Annotated in this window: 23 protein-coding genes, 1 other RNA gene and 1 pseudogene; 13 read left to right on the top strand and 12 right to left on the bottom strand. The window is 70.1% G+C overall.

The genetic code is table 11. From position 1 onward, the window contains the following. Window positions 1–605: hypothetical protein (locus tag BIV24_RS30450; protein ID WP_245767014.1), on the top strand; the 605-nt coding region annotated here is incomplete at its 5' end. Between the two features lie 139 nt (window positions 606–744). Then, an RNA gene (gene rnpB, locus BIV24_RS30445) (RNase P RNA component class A) lies at window positions 745–1,146 on the top strand. Between the two features lie 668 nt (window positions 1,147–1,814). On the opposite strand, the gene BIV24_RS30440 is transcribed toward rnpB, so the two are convergent. Together BIV24_RS30440 and BIV24_RS30435 are read right to left on the bottom strand one after the other, a co-directional pair. Continuing rightward, window positions 1,815–2,234 (bottom strand): PIN domain nuclease, encoded by a 420-nt coding sequence (locus BIV24_RS30440; RefSeq protein ID WP_071369040.1) that lies wholly within the window; start codon window positions 2,232–2,234, stop codon window positions 1,815–1,817. Beyond that, window positions 2,234–2,488, bottom strand: a complete 255-nt coding sequence (locus BIV24_RS30435) for a type II toxin-antitoxin system VapB family antitoxin (RefSeq protein ID WP_071369039.1) — start codon at window positions 2,486–2,488, stop codon at window positions 2,234–2,236. The genes BIV24_RS30440 and BIV24_RS30435 overlap by 1 nt, the downstream gene beginning before the upstream one ends. Window positions 2,489–2,626: 138 nt before the next feature. Here BIV24_RS30435 and BIV24_RS35870 point away from each other — a divergent pair. Then, window positions 2,627–2,740 (top strand): annotated as a pseudogene (locus tag BIV24_RS35870) (IS5/IS1182 family transposase); the annotation flags it as partial. A gap of 24 nt (window positions 2,741–2,764) precedes the next feature. On the opposite strand, the gene BIV24_RS30430 reads toward BIV24_RS35870, so the two are convergent. From BIV24_RS30430 to BIV24_RS34890, 3 genes are all read right to left on the bottom strand, one after another. Further along, entirely contained in the window at window positions 2,765–3,208 is a 444-nt protein-coding gene (locus BIV24_RS30430) for a hypothetical protein (protein ID WP_071369038.1), read from the bottom strand. A gap of 298 nt (window positions 3,209–3,506) precedes the next feature. Continuing rightward, a complete protein-coding gene (locus BIV24_RS34895; protein ID WP_245767015.1) occupies window positions 3,507–4,163 on the bottom strand; it encodes an IS630 family transposase in 657 nt (218 codons plus the stop codon). 14 nt (window positions 4,164–4,177) lie between these two features. Then, the gene (locus tag BIV24_RS34890; RefSeq protein ID WP_245767013.1) at window positions 4,178–4,555 is read right to left on the bottom strand and encodes a helix-turn-helix domain-containing protein; all 378 of its coding nucleotides are present in this window, start codon (window positions 4,553–4,555) and stop codon (window positions 4,178–4,180) included. Between the two features lie 486 nt (window positions 4,556–5,041). Between BIV24_RS34890 and BIV24_RS30415 the strand changes: the two genes are divergently transcribed. Continuing rightward, window positions 5,042–5,701, top strand: a complete 660-nt coding sequence (locus BIV24_RS30415; RefSeq protein ID WP_071369695.1) for an ArsR/SmtB family transcription factor — start codon at window positions 5,042–5,044, stop codon at window positions 5,699–5,701. A gap of 61 nt (window positions 5,702–5,762) precedes the next feature. Continuing rightward, entirely contained in the window at window positions 5,763–6,719 is a 957-nt protein-coding gene (locus tag BIV24_RS30410; RefSeq protein WP_071369691.1) for a DMT family transporter, read from the top strand. Between the two features lie 56 nt (window positions 6,720–6,775). Here the strand turns inward: BIV24_RS30410 and BIV24_RS30405 are convergent, their stop codons facing one another. Continuing rightward, entirely contained in the window at window positions 6,776–7,339 is a 564-nt protein-coding gene (locus BIV24_RS30405; RefSeq protein WP_071369690.1) for a DoxX family protein, read from the bottom strand. A gap of 238 nt (window positions 7,340–7,577) precedes the next feature. Between BIV24_RS30405 and BIV24_RS30400 the strand changes: the two genes are divergently transcribed. The 5 genes from BIV24_RS30400 (at window position 7,578) to BIV24_RS30380 (ending at window position 12,610) form a co-directional block, all read left to right on the top strand. Then, window positions 7,578–8,816: a D-alanyl-D-alanine carboxypeptidase family protein gene (locus BIV24_RS30400; RefSeq protein ID WP_079168661.1), complete on the top strand. Its 1,239-nt coding sequence runs from the start codon at window positions 7,578–7,580 to the stop codon at window positions 8,814–8,816. Between the two features lie 69 nt (window positions 8,817–8,885). Further along, a complete protein-coding gene (locus BIV24_RS30395) occupies window positions 8,886–10,016 on the top strand; it encodes a serine hydrolase domain-containing protein (protein ID WP_079168660.1) in 1,131 nt (376 codons plus the stop codon). Window positions 10,017–10,028: 12 nt separating this feature from the next. Next, window positions 10,029–11,021, top strand: coding sequence for a small ribosomal subunit Rsm22 family protein (locus BIV24_RS30390; protein WP_071369688.1), 993 nt, complete (start codon window positions 10,029–10,031; stop codon window positions 11,019–11,021). A 72-nt stretch (window positions 11,022–11,093) separates the two neighbouring features. Beyond that, window positions 11,094–11,708 (top strand): TetR/AcrR family transcriptional regulator, encoded by a 615-nt coding sequence (locus BIV24_RS30385; RefSeq protein WP_071369687.1) that lies wholly within the window; start codon window positions 11,094–11,096, stop codon window positions 11,706–11,708. 170 nt (window positions 11,709–11,878) lie between these two features. Further along, entirely contained in the window at window positions 11,879–12,610 is a 732-nt protein-coding gene (locus tag BIV24_RS30380; protein WP_071369686.1) for a bifunctional DNA primase/polymerase, read from the top strand. Window positions 12,611–12,647: 37 nt separating this feature from the next. Here BIV24_RS30380 and BIV24_RS30375 read toward each other — a convergent pair whose 3' ends face one another. From BIV24_RS30375 to efeO, 4 genes are read right to left on the bottom strand one after another with little or no spacing between them, the layout of a single operon-like run. Further along, window positions 12,648–13,646 (bottom strand): SCO2278 family lipoprotein, encoded by a 999-nt coding sequence (locus BIV24_RS30375; RefSeq protein WP_071369685.1) that lies wholly within the window; start codon window positions 13,644–13,646, stop codon window positions 12,648–12,650. After that, window positions 13,603–14,478 (bottom strand): iron uptake transporter permease EfeU, encoded by an 876-nt coding sequence (gene efeU / locus BIV24_RS30370; protein ID WP_071369684.1) that lies wholly within the window; start codon window positions 14,476–14,478, stop codon window positions 13,603–13,605. Before efeU ends, BIV24_RS30375 begins: the two co-directional genes overlap by 44 nt. Before the next feature lie 3 nt (window positions 14,479–14,481). Beyond that, the gene (gene efeB, locus BIV24_RS30365; protein ID WP_071369683.1) at window positions 14,482–15,747 is read right to left on the bottom strand and encodes an iron uptake transporter deferrochelatase/peroxidase subunit; all 1,266 of its coding nucleotides are present in this window, start codon (window positions 15,745–15,747) and stop codon (window positions 14,482–14,484) included. Between the two features lie 12 nt (window positions 15,748–15,759). Beyond that, window positions 15,760–16,893 carry an iron uptake system protein EfeO gene (gene efeO / locus BIV24_RS30360; protein ID WP_071369682.1) on the bottom strand — a complete coding sequence of 378 codons (1,134 nt, stop codon included), beginning with the start codon at window positions 16,891–16,893 and terminating at the stop codon, window positions 15,760–15,762. 147 nt (window positions 16,894–17,040) lie between these two features. Between efeO and BIV24_RS30355 the strand changes: the two genes are divergently transcribed. Further along, window positions 17,041–17,730: a PhzF family phenazine biosynthesis protein gene (locus BIV24_RS30355; protein ID WP_071369693.1), complete on the top strand. Its 690-nt coding sequence runs from the start codon at window positions 17,041–17,043 to the stop codon at window positions 17,728–17,730. Between the two features lie 18 nt (window positions 17,731–17,748). Here BIV24_RS30355 and BIV24_RS30350 read toward each other — a convergent pair whose 3' ends face one another. Both BIV24_RS30350 and BIV24_RS30345 read right to left on the bottom strand, forming a co-directional pair. After that, a complete protein-coding gene (locus tag BIV24_RS30350; RefSeq protein ID WP_071369681.1) occupies window positions 17,749–17,952 on the bottom strand; it encodes a DUF397 domain-containing protein in 204 nt (67 codons plus the stop codon). After that, entirely contained in the window at window positions 17,949–18,833 is an 885-nt protein-coding gene (locus BIV24_RS30345) for a helix-turn-helix domain-containing protein (protein ID WP_071369680.1), read from the bottom strand. The genes BIV24_RS30350 and BIV24_RS30345 overlap by 4 nt, the downstream gene beginning before the upstream one ends. A 189-nt stretch (window positions 18,834–19,022) precedes the next feature. On the opposite strand from BIV24_RS30345, the gene BIV24_RS30340 reads away from it, so the two are divergent. Both BIV24_RS30340 and BIV24_RS30335 read left to right on the top strand, forming a co-directional pair. Next, entirely contained in the window at window positions 19,023–19,646 is a 624-nt protein-coding gene (locus BIV24_RS30340; RefSeq protein ID WP_071369679.1) for an ATP-binding protein, read from the top strand. 178 nt (window positions 19,647–19,824) lie between these two features. After that, on the top strand, window positions 19,825–20,363 hold a 539-nt coding region (locus BIV24_RS30335; RefSeq protein ID WP_071369678.1), incomplete at its 3' end, for an IS607 family transposase.

Raw genomic sequence — 20,363 nt, 5'->3', positions numbered from 1 at the left:
CGGTGACGGTCTGGGTCGTGGCGGCCCTTGCGGTGGCGGGCGCGGCGGGATTGATCGTCTGGCTCGCCGGCCGTCGTGTTCCTGCCCCTTGGCGGGAGACGGCGGACAGCCCGGTCATGGACCTTCCCGAAGGCCAGCGGCTGGTGTGGTTCTCCCGTGCTTCCAGCCCGTGGATGTATGGGGCTTTCGCCGTGACCGGGCTCGTGGCGATGGCCGCGCTCCTTGTCGGCGTGGTCGGGCTGACGAGCCTGGACTGGTCGCTGATCGTGCCCCTCGCCCTTGCTTCGATCCTGCTCCTCGGCCTCGCCTCCGTGGAGGCACGGGTCAGCGAGACGGGGCTGAGGGTCGCCTTCGGGCCGTTCGGCTGGCCGGCTCGGCGCTGGTCCGTGGGGGACATCGAGTCGGCCCGCTCAGAAGCCCGCACGGCGGCGCAGGTCGGTGGCCTGGGCTATCGGCTGAACAGGCTGGGCACCACGGTGATGCTGCGCGGTGGGGAGTGCCTCGTCATCCGCGCCCGGGGCAGGGACTTCGCCGTGAGCGTGGACGACGCCGCACGAGGTGCCGCGCTCCTGAACTCCTTGCGCGCACAACACCCGTCCCGTTGAGCCGGGCTTCCGGCGCGGCGGTGGGCGCAGGGCCTCGCCGCGTACGCCCTGATCGTCGCGGGCTCGGTGCTCGCGACGGCGGGCCCGGACACCGGACGAATCCGCCGCGCGCGCCCGGTAGCATGGTCGACACGGCAGACGAGCCGGGCGGGCGGCCGCGTGGGGGTCCTGATGGACCTCCCCGAGGAACGTCCGGGCTCCACAGGGCAGGGTGGTGGCTAACGGCCACCCGGGGTGACCCGCGGGACAGTGCCACAGAAAGCAAACCGCCCGGGGCTTCGGCCCCTGGTAAGGGTGAAACGGTGGTGTAAGAGACCACCAGTGCCCAGGGTGACCTGGGCAGCTCGGTAAACCCCACCCGGAGCAAGGTCAAAAGGAAACACCCCGGTGTTTCTGCGCGGACGATCGAGGGCTGCCCGCCCGAGTCCGCGGGTAGACCGCACGAGGCCGGCGGCAACGCCGGTCCTAGATGGATGGCCGTCGCCGGAGGGCCCGCGAGGACCCTTCGGAACAGAACCCGGCGTACAGCCCGACTCGTCTGCCGCTGCCTGCGGCTTTGCCTGGGAGAGGGCCTCTGACCTGCTTCGGAGGCCCTTTCCGGTCTTTCGGGGGCTTGCCGCGTCAGGCCGCGAAAAGTCCCTTGGAAGTCCCTCGGACAGCGCTGAGAGTCCCTGAAAAGTCCCTGGCGTAGAGAAGCGAGGGGCACCTCTGACCTGGGCAGATCATAGTTTCGCTGGTCTTGGTGCGGGGCTCGGCGATCGTCCCTTGAGGCGGGAAGCGGTGTCTGTTGCAGCGTGGGCCCGAAGGTGGCGGTGGCAGGGTGCCGGTTTCGGGTGAACGTCAGCAGCTGGACAAGACACCCAGGAGATAGGGCCGTCATTCCAGGGACGCGTTATTGTCCGCAAGTGCCGCCGTGACTATGGCCGCTGTCGCTACGGCTGGAGGCATGAGGTTGGACTGGATGTAGGCGTGTCCATCGGCCCAGCCTTCCCCGATCTGGTTCGAGAGTGCGTCAGACAGTACGGCGAAGAAGTCCTCCGGAATGTGTGATGCGCTCCCGGTGCAGGCTTCCTGCTCAAGGACGCACGCCCCGGGAACCCGTGGCTGCCATCCAGACGGTCGTCACCGGCGAGGCCTGACCCGTCTGGGCACCGCGCTGCCGCAACGGACGTACCCGCCCCGCGAGAGCGGCTGGGAGGCTCGACCTGCTCAGCGGTCGGCGCTGCCGGGCGGGACGACCCATTCGGTGGGTTGGCCGGTGAGGGAGGCGATCATGTCGAAGTCGCCGTCGTAGTGGAGGACCGTCCGCTGGTGCAGTTCTGCCGTGGCGGCGATCAGCAGGTCGGGAAGGGACAGGGCGCGGTGGAAGCCTGCGTTGAGAGCATGGCGCTGGACTTCCAGGGCGCGGGCGAAGGCATGGTCGTCGGCGTGGAGGTAGTCGAAGGCGTGGAGCCAGGTGCTGATCCGGGTCGCCTCCGAGCTGTCCCGTGCGGAGTGGATCATCTCGTACTCGGTGGGCTGGCACACGGCGAGGAGGTAGCGCTCGTGCAGGGGTTTGAGTGCCTCCTTGACGTTCGGCTTCGCCCAGCGGGCCAGGGCGGACTTGTCGATCAGGTAGCGGTCCTGCATCAGGCGGCCCGGCCTCCGCCGCAGTCGCCGGTGTGCTTGAGGGAGCCGTCGGCGTTACGGGGGCCGGTGGTCTCCACGATCTCGCTGAAGTCGAGCTCGCCGGCCTCGATGGCGTCGAAGCCTTCTTGTCGAAGGTGCCTCTTGACGGCATCCTCCATGGCGAGGCGGACAGCTTTGGCCTTGGTCTTGGTGCCGAAGATGCGCATGGCCTCGGTGACCATGTCTTCGTCGAGGTCGATGACGGTTCTGGCCATACGGACGGTCCCTTCGCGAGTGCTCCTGCCACGAAAACGATAGCATTTGTCGATGGCATTCGATATCGTTTTTGGTCGCGGCTGTCGTTGTCGCCGGAGACTTCGACACCCGGTTGCGAGGCGTCGTGCCGGTGCCCCTTGGGCGAACAGACCGCAGCCACGCGCGAGACCTGGCGGCTCCCGCGCAAACTGCGGTGCAGCACGAGCGGCATCACGGACCTGATCAAGGCCGTGCTCACCCTCCACCTCGCTCTCGCCCGAGATCAGGTAGACGGCTCAGTCTCCGGACCAACCCCAGAAGTAGATCTCCTGTGGCGTCCCGTGGTTGTCGTGCAGTACTGCGCAACGGCCGTACCAGCGCTCGCGAGCGAGGTCTTGGACGGCCGGAACGTGTTCGCGGGTCAGCCGTTCACTGCCGGTGGCCCTCCGGGCCTCCTCGGCGGTCACCTGCTGTACCGCGCAGGCCTCGGGCTCCTCATCTTCGCGTTGAACGTGGAAGACATCGAGAATCGAGTGGGTGCCGGAGTGCTGCGTCCACTCGTCGGCCCACAGTTCGTCCAGGGTCGAAGGCCGCGGGCGGCGCTCCTCCTCGGGAAGCCGGTCGTCGCCGCGCACCCAGAAGTAGTCACCGGCGCGGAACTCGCGGTGTCGCAACTCCTCCAGCGCAGCGCCGAGATCCTCCTGGTACGGCACGTAGTAGTCCCAGTACGAAGCACCCACCTTGTCCCCTCCGAGTCGGCCGCCAACGCGATACCGCGTCACAAGAACGCTAGTGCCGCAACAGGCAACGTCTGCCCCGTCGCGACGCCCGGCACGCCTCCCCCAAGCTCTTCGAGCAGGGGGTACCCCCACTCGCCGCACCGACCGAAAGCCCAAGTACGTCCAGTACGAGGGCTTCCGGCCGGCACGCCGGTGGGGGCACCGCCCGCGCGAGCGAAGCCGAGCGTGGGGGAACGCACCGAACGCCGCTCCTTAACGGGCAAACGTTGCCTGCCGCGGCACTAGTAGACTGTCGCGGCTAACGTTTGGGGTAGAGGTGGCGCAGTTTGATGCGTGCATCGTGGGTGGTGAACTGCCAGTCCACCTGACGTTGGTCAGTGTTGGTGGCGTTCTGCCAGGCTGAGAGTTCGGTGTTGAGTGTGTCGAGGTCGCCAATCCGGCGGTCGAGACATTGCCTGGTCAGCGCGGAGAGTTCGGTCTCGGCGATGTTGAGCCATGACCCGTGTTTGGGCGTGTGGTGGATCTCGAGGCGTTGAGCCAGGGCGAAGGCCTCTTCTGGTTCGAACGCCTCGTACAGTGAGGCGACGCCGTGGGTGTTGAGGTTGTCCATCACCAGCACCACGGTCTCGGCGTCGGGGTAGTCCACGCTCAGCAGTTGCTTGACCTGGCCGGCCCAGTCGATCCGGGTCCGCTGGGACAGTGCCTGAACTCGACGCCATCCGCGTAAGGGCTCGACCCACACGAAGATGGAGCACGTGCCGCAGCGGATGTACTCGCTGTCCTGGCAGGCGTCGTGACCAGGCCGGGCCGGGAGCGGGCCGCGGGCATGATCGAGGAGCTGGTGGGGCTTCTCGTCCATGCACACCACCGGACGTGCCGGGTCATAGGGCCGGGCGTAGACGGCCAGCACATCTTCCATCCGGGCTGCGAACTGCGCGTTCGCTCGTGGCGGGATGGTCCAGCACTTCTTCAGGTGAGGGCGCAGTTCCGTTTTTTTAAGACCCGCCCGATGGTGGAGTGGTCCAGATCAGGGATGTCCTCGACCAGCGCAACGTGCTTCTCCAGCAGCCGCAGCGACCACCGTGCATAGCCCTGGGGTGGCTGGGAGCAGGCCATCGCGATCAGCCGGGCTTCGACCTCACCGGTCACCGGCGAGGGCACCGGCGGCAGGTCGCGCTTCTTCCGCGCGATCGTGGCGTGAACATCGCCGCCGGTCTCGGTGAAACGCTTGGCGACCAGCCGCAGCGTCTCACCAGAGACACCGAGCCGGGTCGCGATCACCTCCTTGGCTTCCACCTCACCCACCGAGGTATCCAACGCAAGCAGCACCCGTGCACGCATGATCATCGAGGCTCCGCGAACACCTGTCGTGGTCACCCGGACCAACTCCTCGCGATCCCGCACAGTCAACCTGACCGGCCACTTCTTCTGCGAACCCACGACAACAGTCCTATCTGGCAAAGGGGAAGGAATCTGCCAGACACCAACCTCCCAACCAGACACACCACAACTAAGCAGCGACACACCACTAGTGGTCACCGCTGACAGGCCATCGGGTGGACGTCCCGTACCACCAGGCGCGCTCAACCCGCCCGCGCTTACGGGGTGTTACCCGCCATGTCCAGTGCGTGAGCAAGTGCGACGCAGCTGTACCGGTGCGGTGCCTGCTGAACCGCACGTCCTTCCGGAGTGCTGACCTCCGTCTCTGGCGAGGCTTGCACCGTGACGGAACTCTTCCCTGATACTTCGGTGTGTGCCGAAGCGTTGAGGCATCATGGTGATGTGACCGACTCTTCCGCGCCCGCCGCACGCCTCGCCGCCCTCGCCGGCGCCATGGCCGACGAGACCCGGGCCGCCATCTGCCTGGCACTGCTTGAGGGCCGCGCGTGGAGTGCGGGTGAACTGGCCCGGATCACCGGGGTGGCGCCGTCCACCGCGAGCGGGCATCTGGCCCGACTTCTGGAAGCCGGGATCTGCGTGACCGAGCGGCAGGGCCGCCACAGTTTCGTACGGATCGCCGACACCGGGACGGCACGCCTCGTCGACTTGCTCGCCTCGCACGCGATCCCCGACCGGGACGCGGCACACGCGGTGCCGGTCGTCGACCCGCCCGACCCGCTGGCCGGTGCCCGGACCTGCTACGACCACTTCGCGGGCCGGTTCGGCATGGCGGTCACCGACGCCATGGCGGAACGCGGGCTGCTGCGCACGGAGGGGATGTTCGAGCTGACCGACGCGGGTCGGGAGTGGTGTGCTCGGGCGGGCGTCGATCTGGCCTACCGGGGCCGTCGGCCGATCGCGAGTTCCTGCCTGGACTGGACCGAGCGCCGTCGCCATCTCGGCGGGGTGGCCGGTGCGCGACTGTGCGCCCTGGCGCTGCGTCTGGGGTGGGTGGCGCGGGAAGAGGGCGGCGGACGGGCGCTGCGGGTGACCGCTGCCGGGGAGCGCGCCTTCGGCGAGCTTCTGGGGCTCACGCCCGACCTCTGGCACTGACGTCGACTCTTGACTTCAATCTTCGGTAGACGCCGAAATGTTCGGTCTTTAGGCTGTCCGCATGCGTTCCCGTCTCAGCTCTCCTGGCGCCCTCACGGCCGGCGCCGCCGCCTTCTCCGTGGTCGCCTGGGCGTCCGCCTTCGTCTCCATCCGCAGCGCGGGAAGCGCCTACTCCCCGGGCGCACTGGCGCTCGGCCGGCTGCTGGCCGCCTCGCTGGTGCTGGTCGCCCTGGTGGCGATACGGCGCGCGGGGCTGCCACCCCGCGGCGCCTGGCGCGGCATCCTCGTGTCCGGAGTGGTCTGGTTCTGCGGCTACATGGTCGCGCTCAACTGGGGCGAACGCCTCGTCGACGCCGGGACGGCGGCCCTGCTGGTGAACGTCGGGCCGATCCTGATGGCGCTGCTCGCGGCGCGGCTGCTCGGGGAGGCGCTGCCGCCGCGGCTGCTCGCCGGGATGGCGGTGTCCTTCAGCGGGGCGGTGGTGGTCGGCCTGTCGACCTCGTCCGGGCACGACGGCAGCACCTCGGTGCTCGGCGTACTGCTGTGCCTTCTCGCGGCGGTGGCGTACGCGACCGGTGTGGTCGCCCAGAAGCCGGCGCTCTCGTACGGGACTCCGCTGCAGATCACCGCGTACAGCTGCCTGACCGGCACGGTGGCGTGTCTTCCGTTCGCCGGGCAGCTGGCCACCGAACTGCCGAAGGCCCCGCCGTCCGCGACGCTCAACATGATCTACCTCGGCGTGGTGCCGACCGCCCTCGCCTTCACCACCTGGACTTATGCGCTGGCCCGCACGCCCGCAGGCAAGATGGGCGCGACGACGTACGCGGTCCCGGCCATCGTGGTGCTGCTGAGCTGGGCGTTCCTGGACGAGGTGCCCGCCTGGCTGACCCTGCTCGGCGGCATTCTCTGCCTGGCGGGTGTGGCTGTGTCCCGTTCCCGGCCCCGACTGCCCCGAACCGCCGTCCCGCAGGCCGCCGAACCCGAGGCCGAACCCGAGCAGACCGACGCGGCCACCTGACCGCCGCCGGCCGCAGGCCCACTCCCGGCCGCAGGCCTACTCCTCGCCGCAGAGGCCTACTCCTCGAACCAGATCTCCTCCTCGAACAGTGCCTCCTGCTCCCCCTCCACCCTCGTCCGCATCCGCTTGTTCCGGGCCCCCACCACCACCGCAGTGACCGCCGCCGTCGCCGCGAACGCCGCCGGGATCATCCAGCTCCGGTTCACGGCGTGGCCGAACGCGGCGTCAAAAGAGAGCCGGCCGGGGCCCGTGACCGCCAGGCCCGCCGCCGTGAGGCCGAGGGAGGCCGCGTACTCGTAGCCGCCCTCCTGGGCGAAGAAGCCGTTCGGCGCATGGACCGCCGCCGCCCCCACCATCGCACCGGCCGCCGCTGCGCCCGCCGCCGGCGTCGCAAGGCCCAGCGCCAGCAGTGTGCCGCCGCCTGCCTCCGCGAGCCCGGCCGCGGTCGCGCTCGCCTTCCCGGGCCGGTAACCCACCGACTCCATGAACTGCCCGGTCCCCTCGATCCCGCCCCCGCCGAACCAGCCGAACAGCTTCTGCGCGCCATGCACGGCCAGCACCCCTCCGGCGCCCAGCCTCAGCAGCAGCAATCCCACATCACGTCGGTCGATACAGGTCACGAATCGCTCCCGGGGCAGGCTGCAGGATGTTTCCCTCCGCCTTCCCACCGTCCCACCGCCCCGACCCGCCCGGCCTGTTCGCGACGCCGTTCGGGTGGCGGGAACCGGGACGACATACGGTCCTGAAGACCAGGCGACGCCCGTGCCCTGGGGGGAAGCGGACACCATGACCCGGCCTTTGCCGCGCCTTTATGCCGTCCTTGCGTGTCGCCACAGGCTCCCTTTGTACGGTCCCGGGATGCGTGATTCCTTTCTGCCCTCCCCATGTGCCGTGCAGATGTCCCGCCGTGCCGTCCTCGGGCTGGCCGCCGCCGCGCCGCTGACTCTCGCCGCGCCCGCGTCCGCCTCCCCCGAGCTCTCGGCCGCCGCCCCACTCTCGACTTCGCTCGGGCGGGAAGGTGCCCCCATGGCCGTCGGCGGCGAGCGGCTGGGCCTTTCGGGCGTCCAGGTGCAGAGGGCCGTCGGCCTGCCGGCGAAGCTCACCGCCCGCTCCTGGCTCGTGGCCGACCACGACAGCGGCGAGGTGCTCGCCGCCTACAACGCACACCACCGGCTCGCACCCGCCTCCACGCTGAAGATGCTGTTCGCGGACACCGTGCTGAAGAAGTTCGAGCGGGCCCGGAGGTACCGGGTGACCGACGCGGACCTCGCGGACGTCCCGGAGGGCTCCAGCCTGGTCGGCGTCAAGCCCGGGATCACGTACACCGTCGAGCAGTTGTGGCTCGGTGTCTTCCTGCGCTCCGGCAACGACGCGGTGCACGTCCTCAGCCATATGAACGGCGGCATCGCGAAGACCGTCGCCGAGATGCAGGCCGCGGCACAGGACCTGCAGGCCCTCGACACGCATGTGGTCAGCCCCGACGGCTTCGACCACGAGGGGCAGCTCTCCTCCGCGTACGACCTCACGCTGTTCGCCCGCCACGGCCTGAAGAACGCCGACTTCCGCGACTACTGCGCGACGCGGACCGCCGACTTCCCGGCCGGCGGCGGTGAGACCTTCCAGATCCAGAACACCGACCGCCTGCTGACCGGCGCCTGGGGCCTCGGCACCTACAAGGGGCTCATCGGCGTCAAGAACGGCTACACCAGCAACGCGGGCAACACCTTCACCGGCGCCGCCACCCGCGGCGGCCGCACGCTCGTCGTGACCGTCATGCACCCGCGGCCCGGCGGCAACAGCGTCTACGAGGAGACCGCCGCCCTGCTCGACTGGGGCTTCGGGAGCGGAGCAACCACCCGGGCGGTGGGCAGCCTGGTCGCTCCGCTCAGCGAGGGCGGGACGAGGGCGACGCCCGCGCCGGCCAAGGAGCCGGAGGGAGCGTCGGGTCCAGAGGCCGCCGCCGCGGAGAGCGGCTCGTCCTGGGGGCTGGCCGGCGGGATCGGGGGAGCGGTGGGACTGCTGGCCGGCGGGGTGTACGTGCTGCGCGGGCGCCTGCGCAGGGCGACAGCCGAGGAGGGGAACCGCCACCGGCGCTGACACGGGGGCGGTCCAGAGCGCGGGAGCAGTCGACAATGAAGGAGCAGCCGACGACGTGAGGGAGCAGAGCTGAGCGCACCGAGACTACGCATCGGCACCCCGGAGAATGCCGGGCTCGATCCGGAGGAACTGCGACTCCTCGTGCACGGGGTGCGTGACGCCGTGCGCGCGGAGCGGCCGTGGGCGGCGGGCGCGGTGGTGGTCGCCGGACGCGGTCCGGTGATCGCCGTGGAGGAGGCGGTGGGCTGGGCGGTCCGCTACGCCGCGTACGACGCGGAGACGGACCGGGGTGTCGAACTGCCGCCTGCGGCGCGGGTTCCGATGACCGTGGACACCCCCTTCGACCTGGCCTCGCTCACCAAGCTGTTCACCTCGGTCGCCGCCATGCAGCAGCTGGAGCGCGGCACTCTCGGCATCGACGCCCGTGTGGCGGCGTATCTGCCGGAGTTCCGGGCGGCCGCGGAACACGGCATCACCGTGCGCCAACTCCTGACCCACACCTCTGGGCTGCGGCCCGAACTCCCGCTGTACGACTGCCCGTCGCAGGCGGCACGGCTCGCGCTGCTGCGAGCGGAGGTGCCGGTGTCGGAGCCCGGGACGTACCGCTACTCGGACCTGAACCCGCTGCTCCTGCAGTACGTCCTGGAACGCATCACCGGCCGCACGCTCGACGCGATCGTCCGCGACGGGATCACCCGGCCGCTCGACATGACGGCGACGGGCTTCGGGCCGAGCCCGGGCGCGGCGGCGACGGAGGACCAGCGGCGGCCGTGGGCCAAGGCGGACCGGGGCATGCTGCGAGGGGTGGTCCACGACGAGAACGCGTGGGCGCTCGGCGGAGTGGCCGGACACGCGGGTCTCTTCTCCACGGCCCGCGACCTGGCCGTCTTCTGCCGCACCCTGCTGGCCGGCGGCTCGTACGGCCCCGCGCGCATCCTCGGCCCCGACGTCGTCGAGCTGATGCTCACCCCGCCCGGGCTCGGCTTCGCCCTCGACCAGCCGTGGTTCATGGGCGGGCTGGCGGGCCGTGGCGCGGCGGGCCACACGGGGTTCACGGGCACGTCCCTGGTCCTGGACCCGGCGACGGACACGTTCCTCGTCGTCCTGGCGAACACGGTCCATCCACGCCGCCGGGACCCGGACAACCGGCCGAGGGCGGCGGCCGGTGACCGGCTGGCGCGGGCGGTCCGGGGAACCTGAGAGAATTGCCCGGTGAACGCCCCTGTCTCCCCAGCCGATACGCTTCGTGCCGCCCTCGCCGGGCTGCTCGACGGGCTTCCGCCCAGGCAGGCCGCCCAGGCCGTGGACCGGCTGATCGCGAACTACCGGGGGCGGACCCCGACCGATGCGCCCGTGCTGCGGGACCGTTCGGACGTGGCCGCGTACGCCGCCTACCGGATGCCCGCGACGTTCGAGGCGGTGTGCGCGGCGCTGGGCGCGTTCGCGGACGCCGTGCCCGGCTGGGTGCCGGCGAGCCATGTGGACGTCGGCGGCGGCACCGGCGCGGCGACCTGGGCCGTGAGCGCGACCTGGGAAGGGGAACGGCCGGTCACCGTGCTCGACTGGGCCGAGCCCGCGCTCGCGCTGGGCCGGGAGATAGCCGCCGCGAACCCGGCGCTGCGATCCGCCGCGTGGCACCGCTCTCGTATCGGAGCGGCGCTCGCCATCGAGAGCGCTGATCTCGTCACGGTCTCGTACGTGCTCGGCGAGCTCACGGAGGCCGACCGCGCGTCCGTCGTCGACGCCGCTGCCGCCGCAGCCCAGGCCGTCGTGATCGTCGAGCCCGGCACCCCGGACGGCTACGCCCGCGTCATCGAGGCCCGCGACCGGCTCATCGGCGCCGGCTTCCGTATCGCCGCCCCCTGCCCGCACAGCGCGGCCTGCCCCATCGTCCCCGGCCAGGACTGGTGCCACTTCTCGGCCCGGGTCAGCCGCTCCTCACTGCACCGGCAGGTCAAGGGCGGATCACTGGCATACGAGGACGAGAAGTTCAGCTATGTCGCCGCGACCCGCCTCCCGGTGACCCCGGCCGCCTCCCGGGTCGTCCGCCGACCCCAGATCCGCAAGGGCCAGGTGCTCCTCGACCTGTGCGGTCCAAACGAGCTGCTGCACCGCGACACGGTGACGAAGCGGCACGGCCCGCTGTACAAGGCGGCCCGGGACGCCGACTGGGGCGACGCCTGGCCACCGCTCCACGCGGACTGAGGCCCCGCGCGGGCCGGGTGCGCGACTTCCGTGCGAGACGCCGCGTCTTGCCGCCTTGATAGGTTCGGCCCCATGGTCAAGAAGCCCGCCCCCGACGCCAGCCGCCGCAGCGAGAGGTCCCGCCGCGCCATCTACGACGCCGCGCTCGCGCTGGTCGGGGAGGTCGGCTTCCCCAAGACCACCGTCGAGGGCATCGCCGCCCGGGCCGGCGTGGGCAAGCAGACCATCTACCGATGGTGGTCCTCCAAGGCCGACGTCCTCCTGGAGGCCTTCCTCGACCTCGGCGAACGGGCCGCACAGGCCGCCGGGCAGCAGTCGGACGCCATCCCCGACACCGGCGATCTCGCCGCCGACCTCAAGTTCGTCCTGCGCGCCACCGTCGACGAACTGTGCGACCCCCGCTTCGAGACCCCGGCCCGCGCGCTCGCCGCCGAAGGCCTGGTCAACCCGCAGCTCGGTGCCGAATTCGTCGCCAAGCTGCTCGAACCCCAGCTCCAGCTCTACGTCCGGCGGCTGCGCTCCGCACAGCAGGCGGGAGCCGTACGGCCCGACATCGACCCGCGCATCGCCCTCGAGCTCTTCGTCTCCCCGCTCGCCCAGCGCTGGCTCCAGCGCACCGGGCCCATCACCTACGCGTACACGGACACCCTCGTCGACTACGCCCTCCACGGTCTGGCACCCCGCTGAACCCCTCTGTCAGCAGCGCAAATCGTGTGAAATCCTGCTATACGTCCCGATCGGGGTCGCGGTTGGCATCGCCCTCTCCACCCCGGGTGCGGGCTCCGGTCACGGGAGGCGCAGGATGGTGGGACCATAAGGCGTGCTGTCCGCACCACAGCAGTGAGGCGAGGGGATAGATGAGCGCACGGTTCGGCCGCCGAACGGGCGGGCAGGGCAGGATCTCCCAGTGGCTGCGCGGACGTCGTCCCGCCCGTCTCGAGGAGGACGCCGGCGACGGCGGCCGTGAGGCGATGCTGCTGGCTGCCGCCGCCGCGGGGCTGCCGATCGCGCCCGCCGCGCACCCCGTCGGCTACCGGTGTTCCTGCGACCGTGTCGGCTGTCCCACGCCCGCCCGGCATCCGGTCTCCTTCGCCTGGCAGACGCAGTCCACCACGGACAGGGCGCAGATCGAGCGCTGGGCCAGGCATCAGCCGGAGGCGAACTTCATCACCGCGACCGGGATGACGCACGACGTCCTCGACGTCCCCCGCGAGGCCGGTCAGGAGGCCCTGGAGCGGCTGCTCGCCGACGGTGTCGAGGTGGGGCCGGTCGTCACGACCGGCGACGGGCGCATGCTGTTCTTCACGCTGACCCGCGGCACACCCGAGGACGAGGACGAGTGGTGGCCGTGCGAGCTGGACTGCCACCCGGAGACGATGGACGAGCACCCGGGGCTGCGCTGGCACTGCCGGGGTTCGTATGTGCTGCTGCCGCCCTCGCGGCTGCCGGGTGACCTGACGGTCGAGTGGGTACGGGGGCCGGAGCACGCGCTGCCGGATCCGCTGAGCCTGCTGGAGGCGCTGACGGACGCGTGCGGGCGCCACGCCGGCGGCGAGACGGAACTCGCGGCCTGGCCGCACCGGGGCTGAGTCCTCCCGGGCGGCGCGCCCACACCGGCACCGGGGCCTATTCTCCCGTGGCGCCCTTCAGTCCCTCGATCCGGCTGAGGAACTTCACCGCGCCCTTCGCCGGATCCAGTACCGCCTGGTTGGAGACGAACTCCCGGGTCAGGGACTGCCTGACCTCGCCCTTCAACAGCGCCTTGGTGTTCGGATCGACGGGGATGTTCACGCCCTGCGCGGCCGTCTGCTTCTCGTAGTGGCGCGTGGCGAAGAAGACCAGCGCGCCGCCGTCCGTGGTCCGCAGCCCCACCGGGGCGTAGTCGCCGTTCGTCAGCGGCTCGTCGATGTACTGCCGGGCAAGACCCGGCTTGCTGGCGTTCTTCAGCCGGGTGGCCCGCCACTGCGAGGTGTGCGTGCCGGGCGCGAACGTGTCCCCGCCGCCTTGCAGATAGGTCGCGTACGCCGTGGCGAGCTTTTGCGGCTGCACGGCGAGCGCCGCGTCGTCCGCGGTGACGGGCTCGGCCCAGCCGTCCTTGTCCTTCGCGAACGTCGGTACGTCGTCGGCCGCGAGGATGGTCAGATACGACACCGCCCACACCTCGCTCGCGTCGGAGCGGGTGAAGACGAACAGCCAACGGGAGTTCGCACCGCCCTTGTTGGCGCGCGCGTCGGCGACGAACCAGCGTGGCCAGCCCGCCTTCTCGGGGATGGTGAACTTGGCGTCGGTGAGCTGCAGCGGGACGTGGGCCGGGTTGCCGCCCGGATGGTTCCTGTGCCCCGCCTCCAGCTTGCCCCCGTCGATGTCGGCGAGCGCGCCGGTGACCCGGTTCGCGTCCAGGGACCGGTCGTACGCCTTGTCCGCCTTGTTGTAGGCGGTGGTGAAGTCCTTGAGCGCGCGGGCGGCCTCGGCCCGGGTCGCCGTCGGTACGACCTCCCGTTCGCCGTGCACCACCACGCAGCCGCTCGCCGTCATGGCGACGGTGGCCACCGTCGCCGTCGCCATGACGAGCCGGCTGCTGCTACGAAGCGTTCGAGGGCTGCGATCCCCGCGATCCCTGCTCATCAGTGATCTTCACCTTCCCCTTTCCGGAGGCGAACCCTACCGGGGAGAGGAACAGCGCGAGTGTCGGGACCAGGTACAGAGCCCACACCGTGACCTGAAAGACCGTCGGGTCGGGCTGGAAGTTGAAGATGCCCTTCAGCAGGGTGCCGTACCAGCTGTCCGGCGGGATCGCGCCGCTGATGTCGAAGGCGAGGCGGGTCAGGCCGGGGATCAGATCGGCCTCCTGCAGGTCGTGGACGCCGTAGGCGAGCACGCCCGCCGCGACGACGACCAGCATGCCGCCGGTCCAGGTGAAGAACTTGGCGAGGTTGATCTTCAGAGCGCCGCGGTAGAACAGCCAGCCCAGCAGGACCGCGGTGGCCAGGCCAAGGGCGACGCCGATCAGCGGGCGGGGCGTGCCGTCGCTCGCCGCGTGCACCGACGCCCACACGAACAGCGCGGTCTCCAGGCCCTCGCGGCCGACGGCCAGGAACGCGGTGGCGACCAGGGCGGCCGTACCCGTCTTCAGGGCCATGTCCAGCTTGCCGTGCAACTCGGACTTGAGGTTGCGGGCCGTGCGCCGCATCCAGAAGACCATCCAGGTCACGAGGCCCACCGAGAGGATCGACAGGGCCCCGCCGAGTGCCTCCTGCGCCTGGAACGTCAGCTCCTGGGAGCCGAATTCGAGGACGCAGCCGAAGCCCAGCGCGATGACGACCGCGATGCCGATGCCGGCCCAGATCGGCTTCAGCGCGTCCCGGCGGCCGGTCCTGACCAGATAGGCGATCAGGATGCAGACGACGAGACTGGCCTCCAGTCCCTCCCGCAGGCCGATCAGATAGTTGGAGAACACGGGCTACGCCTCCTCGGTGAGCAGGGTCCGGCCCCACCAGTCGTTCTGGTCGCGGACCCCGGGTGGGATCGCGAAGACGGCGGAACCGACGTGCTGGATGTACTCGTTGAGCGCGTCGGATGCCGCGAGCCTGCGCTGCAGCGGGATGAATCCCTTGCGGGGGTCGCGCTGGTAGGCCAGGAAGAACAGGCCCGCGTCCAGGCGGCCGAGGCCGTCCGTGCCGTCGGTGAAGGAGTAGCCGCGGCGCAGGATGGTGATCCCGTCGTTGGCTTCGGGGTGCGCGAGCCGGACGTGCGCGGTGGGCTTCATCGCCTTCAGGAACGGCTTGTCGTGTTCCTTCGCCTTGCCGGCCGGGGCGCCCTCGCCCTTGTCGCGGCCGAAGACGTCCTCCTGCTCCTGCAGCGAAGTCCGGTCCCAGGTCTCGATGTTCATACGGATGCGCCGCGCGACGAGATACGAGCCGCCCGCCATCCAGTCCGATCCGTCACCGTCGTCGGCCCACACGAACTTCTTCAGCCGGTCCGTCTCTGTACCCGCGATGTTGCTGGTGCCGTCCTTGAACCCGAAGAGATTGCGCGGCGTCTGGGCGTCCGGGGTCGTCGACGACGTCTTGCCGAAGCCGAGTTGGGACCAGCGGACGGCGACCTTGCCGAAGCCGATGCGGGCCAGGTTGCGGATCGCGTGCACGGCGACCTGCGGGTCGTCCGCACAGGCCTGGACGCACAGGTCGCCGCCGCTGCGGGACTTCTCGAGGTTGTCGCCCGGGAAGTGGGGCAGGTCCACCAGCGCGTCCGGCCGCTTGTCCGCGAGCCCGAACTTCTCGAAGAACGACGGTCCGAAGCCGATCGTCAGCGTCAGCCGCGACGGCTTGAGACCGAGCGCCTCACCGGTGTCGTCCGGCGGGGCCTCGGCGAGCCCGCCGAACGCGCCCTCGCCGACCGCCCGGCCGGCGGTCATGCGCCGCGCGGCCTCGGTCCAGTCCTTCAGCATCTGTACGAGCGCGGCGCGCTCGGTGGTCTTCACATCGAACGCGGCGAAGTGCAGCCGGTCCTGCACCGCGGTCGCGATGCCCGCCTGGTGCGCGCCGTGGAAAGCGACCGCGCCGCCTGTCGCGGCCTGGGCCGACTCCGTGTCGTCGTGCGGACGGGCTATCGCGACCGCTCCGCCGGCCGCGGCGGCGCCGAGCGCGAGCCCCGCTCCGCCCCAGCCGATCAGTGCACGCCGGGAGGGCGCCGGGGAGGCGCTGTCCGTGGTGGTGGTGTCCGTCATGCTCCGGGCCTCCTACTTCACGACCGCGGCGGCGAGCTTCGACAGCGGCTCGGCGAGCGCGTTCACCGCGTCCGAGAGCTCCTTGCGGTCGTCCTTGCCGACCTTGTCGTAGGAGACGAAGTCGTACGACGTCTTGTCGGACCGGTACGTGTCCAGCAGCTTGTCCAGCGCGGCGAACTGCCGGTCGAGTTCCTGGGCCAGCGCCGGGTCGTTCTTCGCGGCGACCGGCTTGAGCAGCTCGTACGCCTTCTGCGCGCCCTCGACGTTGCCCTTGAAGTCGACCAGGTCGGTGTGCGCGTAGCGGTCCTCCTCGCCGGTGACCTTGCCGGTGGCGACCTCGTCGAGCAGTTCCTTGGCGCCGTTGGCCATGGAGGTCGGGGTGATCTCGGCGGTGCCGACCCGCTTCTGCCAGTCCTTCAGGTCGGTCACGAGCCGGTCGGCGAGGGTCTTCTCCTCGGCACCGATCTTCTTGTCCGCCCAGAGCGCCTTCTCCAGGCGGTGCCAGCCGGTCCACTTCTGGCCCGGTTCCAGGCCGTCGGCGCGGACGTCGACCTTCGGGTCGATGTCACCGAAGGACTCGGCGACGGGCTCGGTGCGCTCCCAGCCGAGACGGGAGATCGCGTACGCCTTCTTCGCGGCCTCCAGGTCGCCGTCCTTGATCGCCTTCGCGAAGGTCTCGACGCGGGGCAGCGTCTCGTCGGCCTGCTCCTGCACGTAGGCGCGGTAGTCCGCCACGGCCTTGTCCAGCTTGGGGTCCCGCTTGACGGTCGTACCGCCGGTGACCGTGAGCTTCTGCCGTACTCCGTGGCCCTTCATGCCGGGGCGGCAGGCGATCTCGTACTCACCCGCCTTGACCTCGGCGGTCAGCCTGTACTTGGTGCCCGGGCCGATGTTCTCCTTCTCGGCGACGATCCGGTCGTCCGGGAAGACGATCTCGACCTCCGTGGCCTTCGATCCCTTGTTCTCGATCTTCAGCGTGACATGGCCGGCCGGCACGGTCGTCGTCGAGGTCTCGCAGGTCGAGTCGGCGGCCGTCACCTGGATCGCCGTACCGTCCTCGGCGTCGCTCTTCGCGGTGCATGCCGTGACGGCGGTCAGGGCGGCCGCGGTGACGGCGGCGACGGCGGAGAAGCGGACGGTTCGCATGCGTGCTCCACGGAGAAGGTTCGGTTAGGCATGCCTAATTTAACTTAGCCTCACCTAACTAGCACCCAGGGGGTCCGTGATCCACATCTCACCGATGCGCAGGAAACGTCTGCTCGCAGGTGCCGCGTGTGATGTTTGAATGCCCGCGTGACTGACTACGACGTGCTGCGCGTCTTCTGCGGGCCGGGTGGCGGATACGGCAACGAACTCGGCGTCGTCCGCGACGGTTCGACGATGCCCGAGCCTGGCGACCGCCAGGCGTTGGCCGCGAAGCTCGGCTTCAGCGAGACCGTGTTCGTCGACGACCCCGAGCGCGGTGTCATCGACATCTACACCCCCACCCTGCGACTCCCGTTCGCCGGGAACCCCTGCGTGGGCACGGCCTGGCTGCTCGACGTGCCCGAACTGGTCACGCAGGCGGGGGTGGTGGGCGCCCGCCAGGACGGAGAGTTCACCTGGGTCGAGGCCCGCCCGGAGTGGGCGCCGCCGCGCACGCTGCGCCGGTACGCGACGCCCGCCGAGGTGGACGGCCTGGCCGTCCCTCCACCCGGGGAGTGGATCTACGCCTGGGCCTGGGAGGACGAGGCTGCGGGGCGGGTACGCGCCCGCGCTTTCCCCGGCCGTATCGATGAGCGCGGCGACAGCCGCTCCGGTGGAGCCGGTGCTTGCACCGGGGGCATCGACGAGGACGAGGCGACGGGTGCGGCGGCCCTGCTCCTCACGGCGCAGCTCGGCCGCGCGCTCAACATCCGCCAAGGCGCGGGCTCACAGCTCCTGACGGCACCGCAGCCGGACGGGTGGGCGGAGGTCGGAGGCCGGGTGTTCCTGGAGCGCTGAGACCTGCGGTCCGGGGCCTCAGCCCAGGTGTGCGACGAAGGCGCGCCAGGCGTTGCGGCCGAAGGGGATCACCGGGCCGGTGGGGTTCTTGCTGTCGCGGACGGGGGCGAGGGTGGGGACGCCGTGGGCGAGTTCGAGGCACTCGTTGTTGCCACCGCTGGAGGTGCTGCTATGCCACTCCGCCTTCGACAGGTCCGGTATTTCGTGGCCTGCGGTGTTCATGACCTGTGCTCCTTGGACCGGCGTCGGATGACGGTGAGGGATTCCACGGGGGAGAGCGCTGTCGTACGGGCGGCGTCGAACAATTCCCGGTAGCGGGTTACCTCGACTTCCCGTTCCAGCCACACCGAGCCGGTCGGGTTGTCCGCCAGTACAACGTCGAGTGCCGCCTCCTCGGGAAAACCGAGTACTACATAAGGTCCGAACATACTCGCATGTGCTCCACGCGAGAACGGTAGGACTTGGATGGTCACGTTGGGGCGTTCAGAAGCGGCCAGAAGATGTTCGAGCTGCGCCTTCATCACCTCGGGGCCACCGACCTGTTGGAGGAGTACCGCCTCCGAGAGGACTGCCCAGAGGCGGAGCGGCGAATCGCTGACGAGACGTTCCTGGCGGGTGAGACGCACCTGCACGAAGTGCTCGATCTCGTCCGCCGTCTGCCACTGGCGGGAGGCGACCGTCACCGCCCGGATGTACTCCGGGGTCTGCAGCAGCCCAGGCACCAACTGAGCCTGGAATGTGCGGATAGTGCCCGCCATCGCCTCAAGCGCGATGTAGTCGCGATACGTGTCGGCCAGCATTGATCCGTACTGATTCCACCAGCCCTGCCTTCGACGGCGGTTGGCCTTCCGGGCGAGCCCGGCGAGCCGGTCGCGGAGTTCGGTGTCCGTGGCCCCGTACGTCTGAAGCATCGCGGTCAGGTCAGGGAGCCGGACCGTCACACGGCCGTTCTCGATGCGGCTGATCTTCCCCTTGGTGCAGTCGAGCGCCTCGGCCGCCTCCGAGGTGGTGAGCCGCGCGGACTCTCGCAGTCGGCGCAATTCGTCGCCCAGTTGGCGGCCGAGGACGGTCGATGGACTTGAAGCGGTGCTGTTCCCAGGCATGGCACCACGTTTAGCAGTGGGGTGAGCGGGATGGACGCGACTTAACCCGAAAGGGGGAACAACGGCACCAAATTATCTGGAAACGTTGCAGACGCGGATGGTGCGCATACATCGTTCCGTGTTGGCGGCCCCAACCGGAGCCGTACGGCAGGGATTTCGTCACTGACGCCGAATCCTGGAGGTTGCCCTATGACGACACCGAACGACGTCGCCTTCCGACTCCCACGAAGCCGCCGCAGCGTCCCCCGAGCGAGAGCGTTGCTGCACGCCGTGCTCGGTGACTGGGGTGTCGGTCAAGAGGTCGTGGACAACGCGGAGTTGGTGCTCTCTGAACTTGTCACCAACGCGCTCCGCGTCCCGGTGCCGGGCGGCCGGCAAGTGGGCGTGTGGATTGCGCGCTCGCTGGAGAACGGGTTGTTGCGGCTGGAGGTGAGCGACGCGGGCGGGGGTAGGCCCGAGGTCCGGGAACCCGGCGAGGACGAGACGTGCGGGCGGGGGCTGCTGCTCGTGGAGGCGCTCGCTGATCGCTGGGGCTACGAAGAGCGCGCGGGTGGGATCGGGAAGACGGTGTTCGCCGAACTCAAAGCTCCCTGCCTCCTCGCCGTGCCCGTCGCGCGCGAGGTGGCGGCGGTGCTGGTCCGTACCGGGCAGCAGGTGCGGGTGTGGGGCGAGTGGCGGACCGTTCTCGGCGTGCGGAACGAGCAGTACGCATCCGCGGGCCCCGCCGTGGTGCTGACGCTGGACGAGGGCCTGGCGCTGCGTGTGCACGCGGCGGAGCCGCTGGCCGTGCGCGGAGGGGAGGGCGCCCGGTGAGGTGGCGCCCAGGGGCGACGCCGCCTTGGAGGTGCTGTAAGGCGTGCAGAAGGTCACCGGTCCCAAGGCCGGTGAACTGCCGCCCTGCGAGGCCGCGTCCACGGGGGTCTTTAACTGTTGCTCTTCAAAGTCGAGTGAGTGAGGGTAACTATGTGTGAGTGAGTGTCGTTGTCGGAGTATGAATCTCACGGAATGGGCGAAGACACAGGGTGTGCATCCGCAGACCGCGTATCGCTGGTTCCGTGAGGGGACGCTGCCGGTACCGGCGCAGCGGGTCGGCCCGCGCACGATCCTCGTGAACGTTGGGGTCAACGCCGTGCCCGGGGCGATCGGCGGGCTGGGCCTGTATGCCCGGGTCTCCTGCCATGACCAGAAGGCCGATCTGGAGCGGCAGGTCGCCCGGTTGTCCCGGTGGGCGGCGCAGGCCGGCCACCGGGTGGTGCGCGTGGAGGCGGAGATCGCATCCGGTATGAACGGTGCCCGCCCCAAAGCCAAGCGGCTGCTGGCCGATCCGGATGTGACCACGGTGGTGGTCGAGCATAAGGACCGGCTGGGCCGGATGAACACCGAACTTGTCGAAGCCGCCCTGTCCGCACATGGGTGCCGCCTCGTGGTCCTTGATGACGGCGAGGTCGAAGACGACCGTGTGCGCGACATGGTGGAGGTGCTGACCTCGTTCTGTGCTCGCCTGTACGGTCGCCGGTCGGCGAAGAACCG

The organism is Streptomyces colonosanans (assembly GCF_001866645.1).
In the GTDB taxonomy this organism is placed as follows: domain Bacteria; phylum Actinomycetota; class Actinomycetes; order Streptomycetales; family Streptomycetaceae; genus Streptomyces; species Streptomyces colonosanans.
The sequence above is the reverse complement of the archived record's forward strand: the minus strand, read 5'-3'. Positions and strand labels throughout refer to the sequence as shown.

Bases quoted from the DNA above. Each gene is read 5' to 3' on its own strand.
- BIV24_RS30440 (WP_071369040.1), bottom strand. From the start codon at position 2,234: ATGCAGGACCGCTACCTGATCGACAAGTCCGCCCTGGCCCGCTGGGCG.
- BIV24_RS30435 (WP_071369039.1), bottom strand. From the start codon at position 2,488: ATGGCCAGAACCGTCATCGACCTCGACGAAGACATGGTCACCGAGGCC.
- BIV24_RS34890 (WP_245767013.1), bottom strand. From the start codon at position 4,555: ATGATCATGCGTGCACGGGTGCTGCTTGCGTTGGATACCTCGGTGGGT.
- BIV24_RS30415 (WP_071369695.1), top strand. From the start codon at position 5,042: ATGGCCGACGAGACCCGGGCCGCCATCTGCCTGGCACTGCTTGAGGGC.
- BIV24_RS30410 (WP_071369691.1), top strand. From the start codon at position 5,763: ATGCGTTCCCGTCTCAGCTCTCCTGGCGCCCTCACGGCCGGCGCCGCC.
- BIV24_RS30400 (WP_079168661.1), top strand. From the start codon at position 7,578: ATGCGTGATTCCTTTCTGCCCTCCCCATGTGCCGTGCAGATGTCCCGC.
- BIV24_RS30385 (WP_071369687.1), top strand. From the start codon at position 11,094: ATGGTCAAGAAGCCCGCCCCCGACGCCAGCCGCCGCAGCGAGAGGTCC.
- BIV24_RS30380 (WP_071369686.1), top strand. From the start codon at position 11,879: ATGAGCGCACGGTTCGGCCGCCGAACGGGCGGGCAGGGCAGGATCTCC.
- BIV24_RS30375 (WP_071369685.1), bottom strand. From the start codon at position 13,646: ATGAGCAGGGATCGCGGGGATCGCAGCCCTCGAACGCTTCGTAGCAGC.
- efeB (WP_071369683.1), bottom strand. From the start codon at position 15,747: ATGACGGACACCACCACCACGGACAGCGCCTCCCCGGCGCCCTCCCGG.
- efeO (WP_071369682.1), bottom strand. From the start codon at position 16,893: ATGCGAACCGTCCGCTTCTCCGCCGTCGCCGCCGTCACCGCGGCCGCC.
- BIV24_RS30350 (WP_071369681.1), bottom strand. From the start codon at position 17,952: ATGAACACCGCAGGCCACGAAATACCGGACCTGTCGAAGGCGGAGTGG.
- BIV24_RS30345 (WP_071369680.1), bottom strand. From the start codon at position 18,833: ATGCCTGGGAACAGCACCGCTTCAAGTCCATCGACCGTCCTCGGCCGC.
- BIV24_RS30340 (WP_071369679.1), top strand. From the start codon at position 19,023: ATGACGACACCGAACGACGTCGCCTTCCGACTCCCACGAAGCCGCCGC.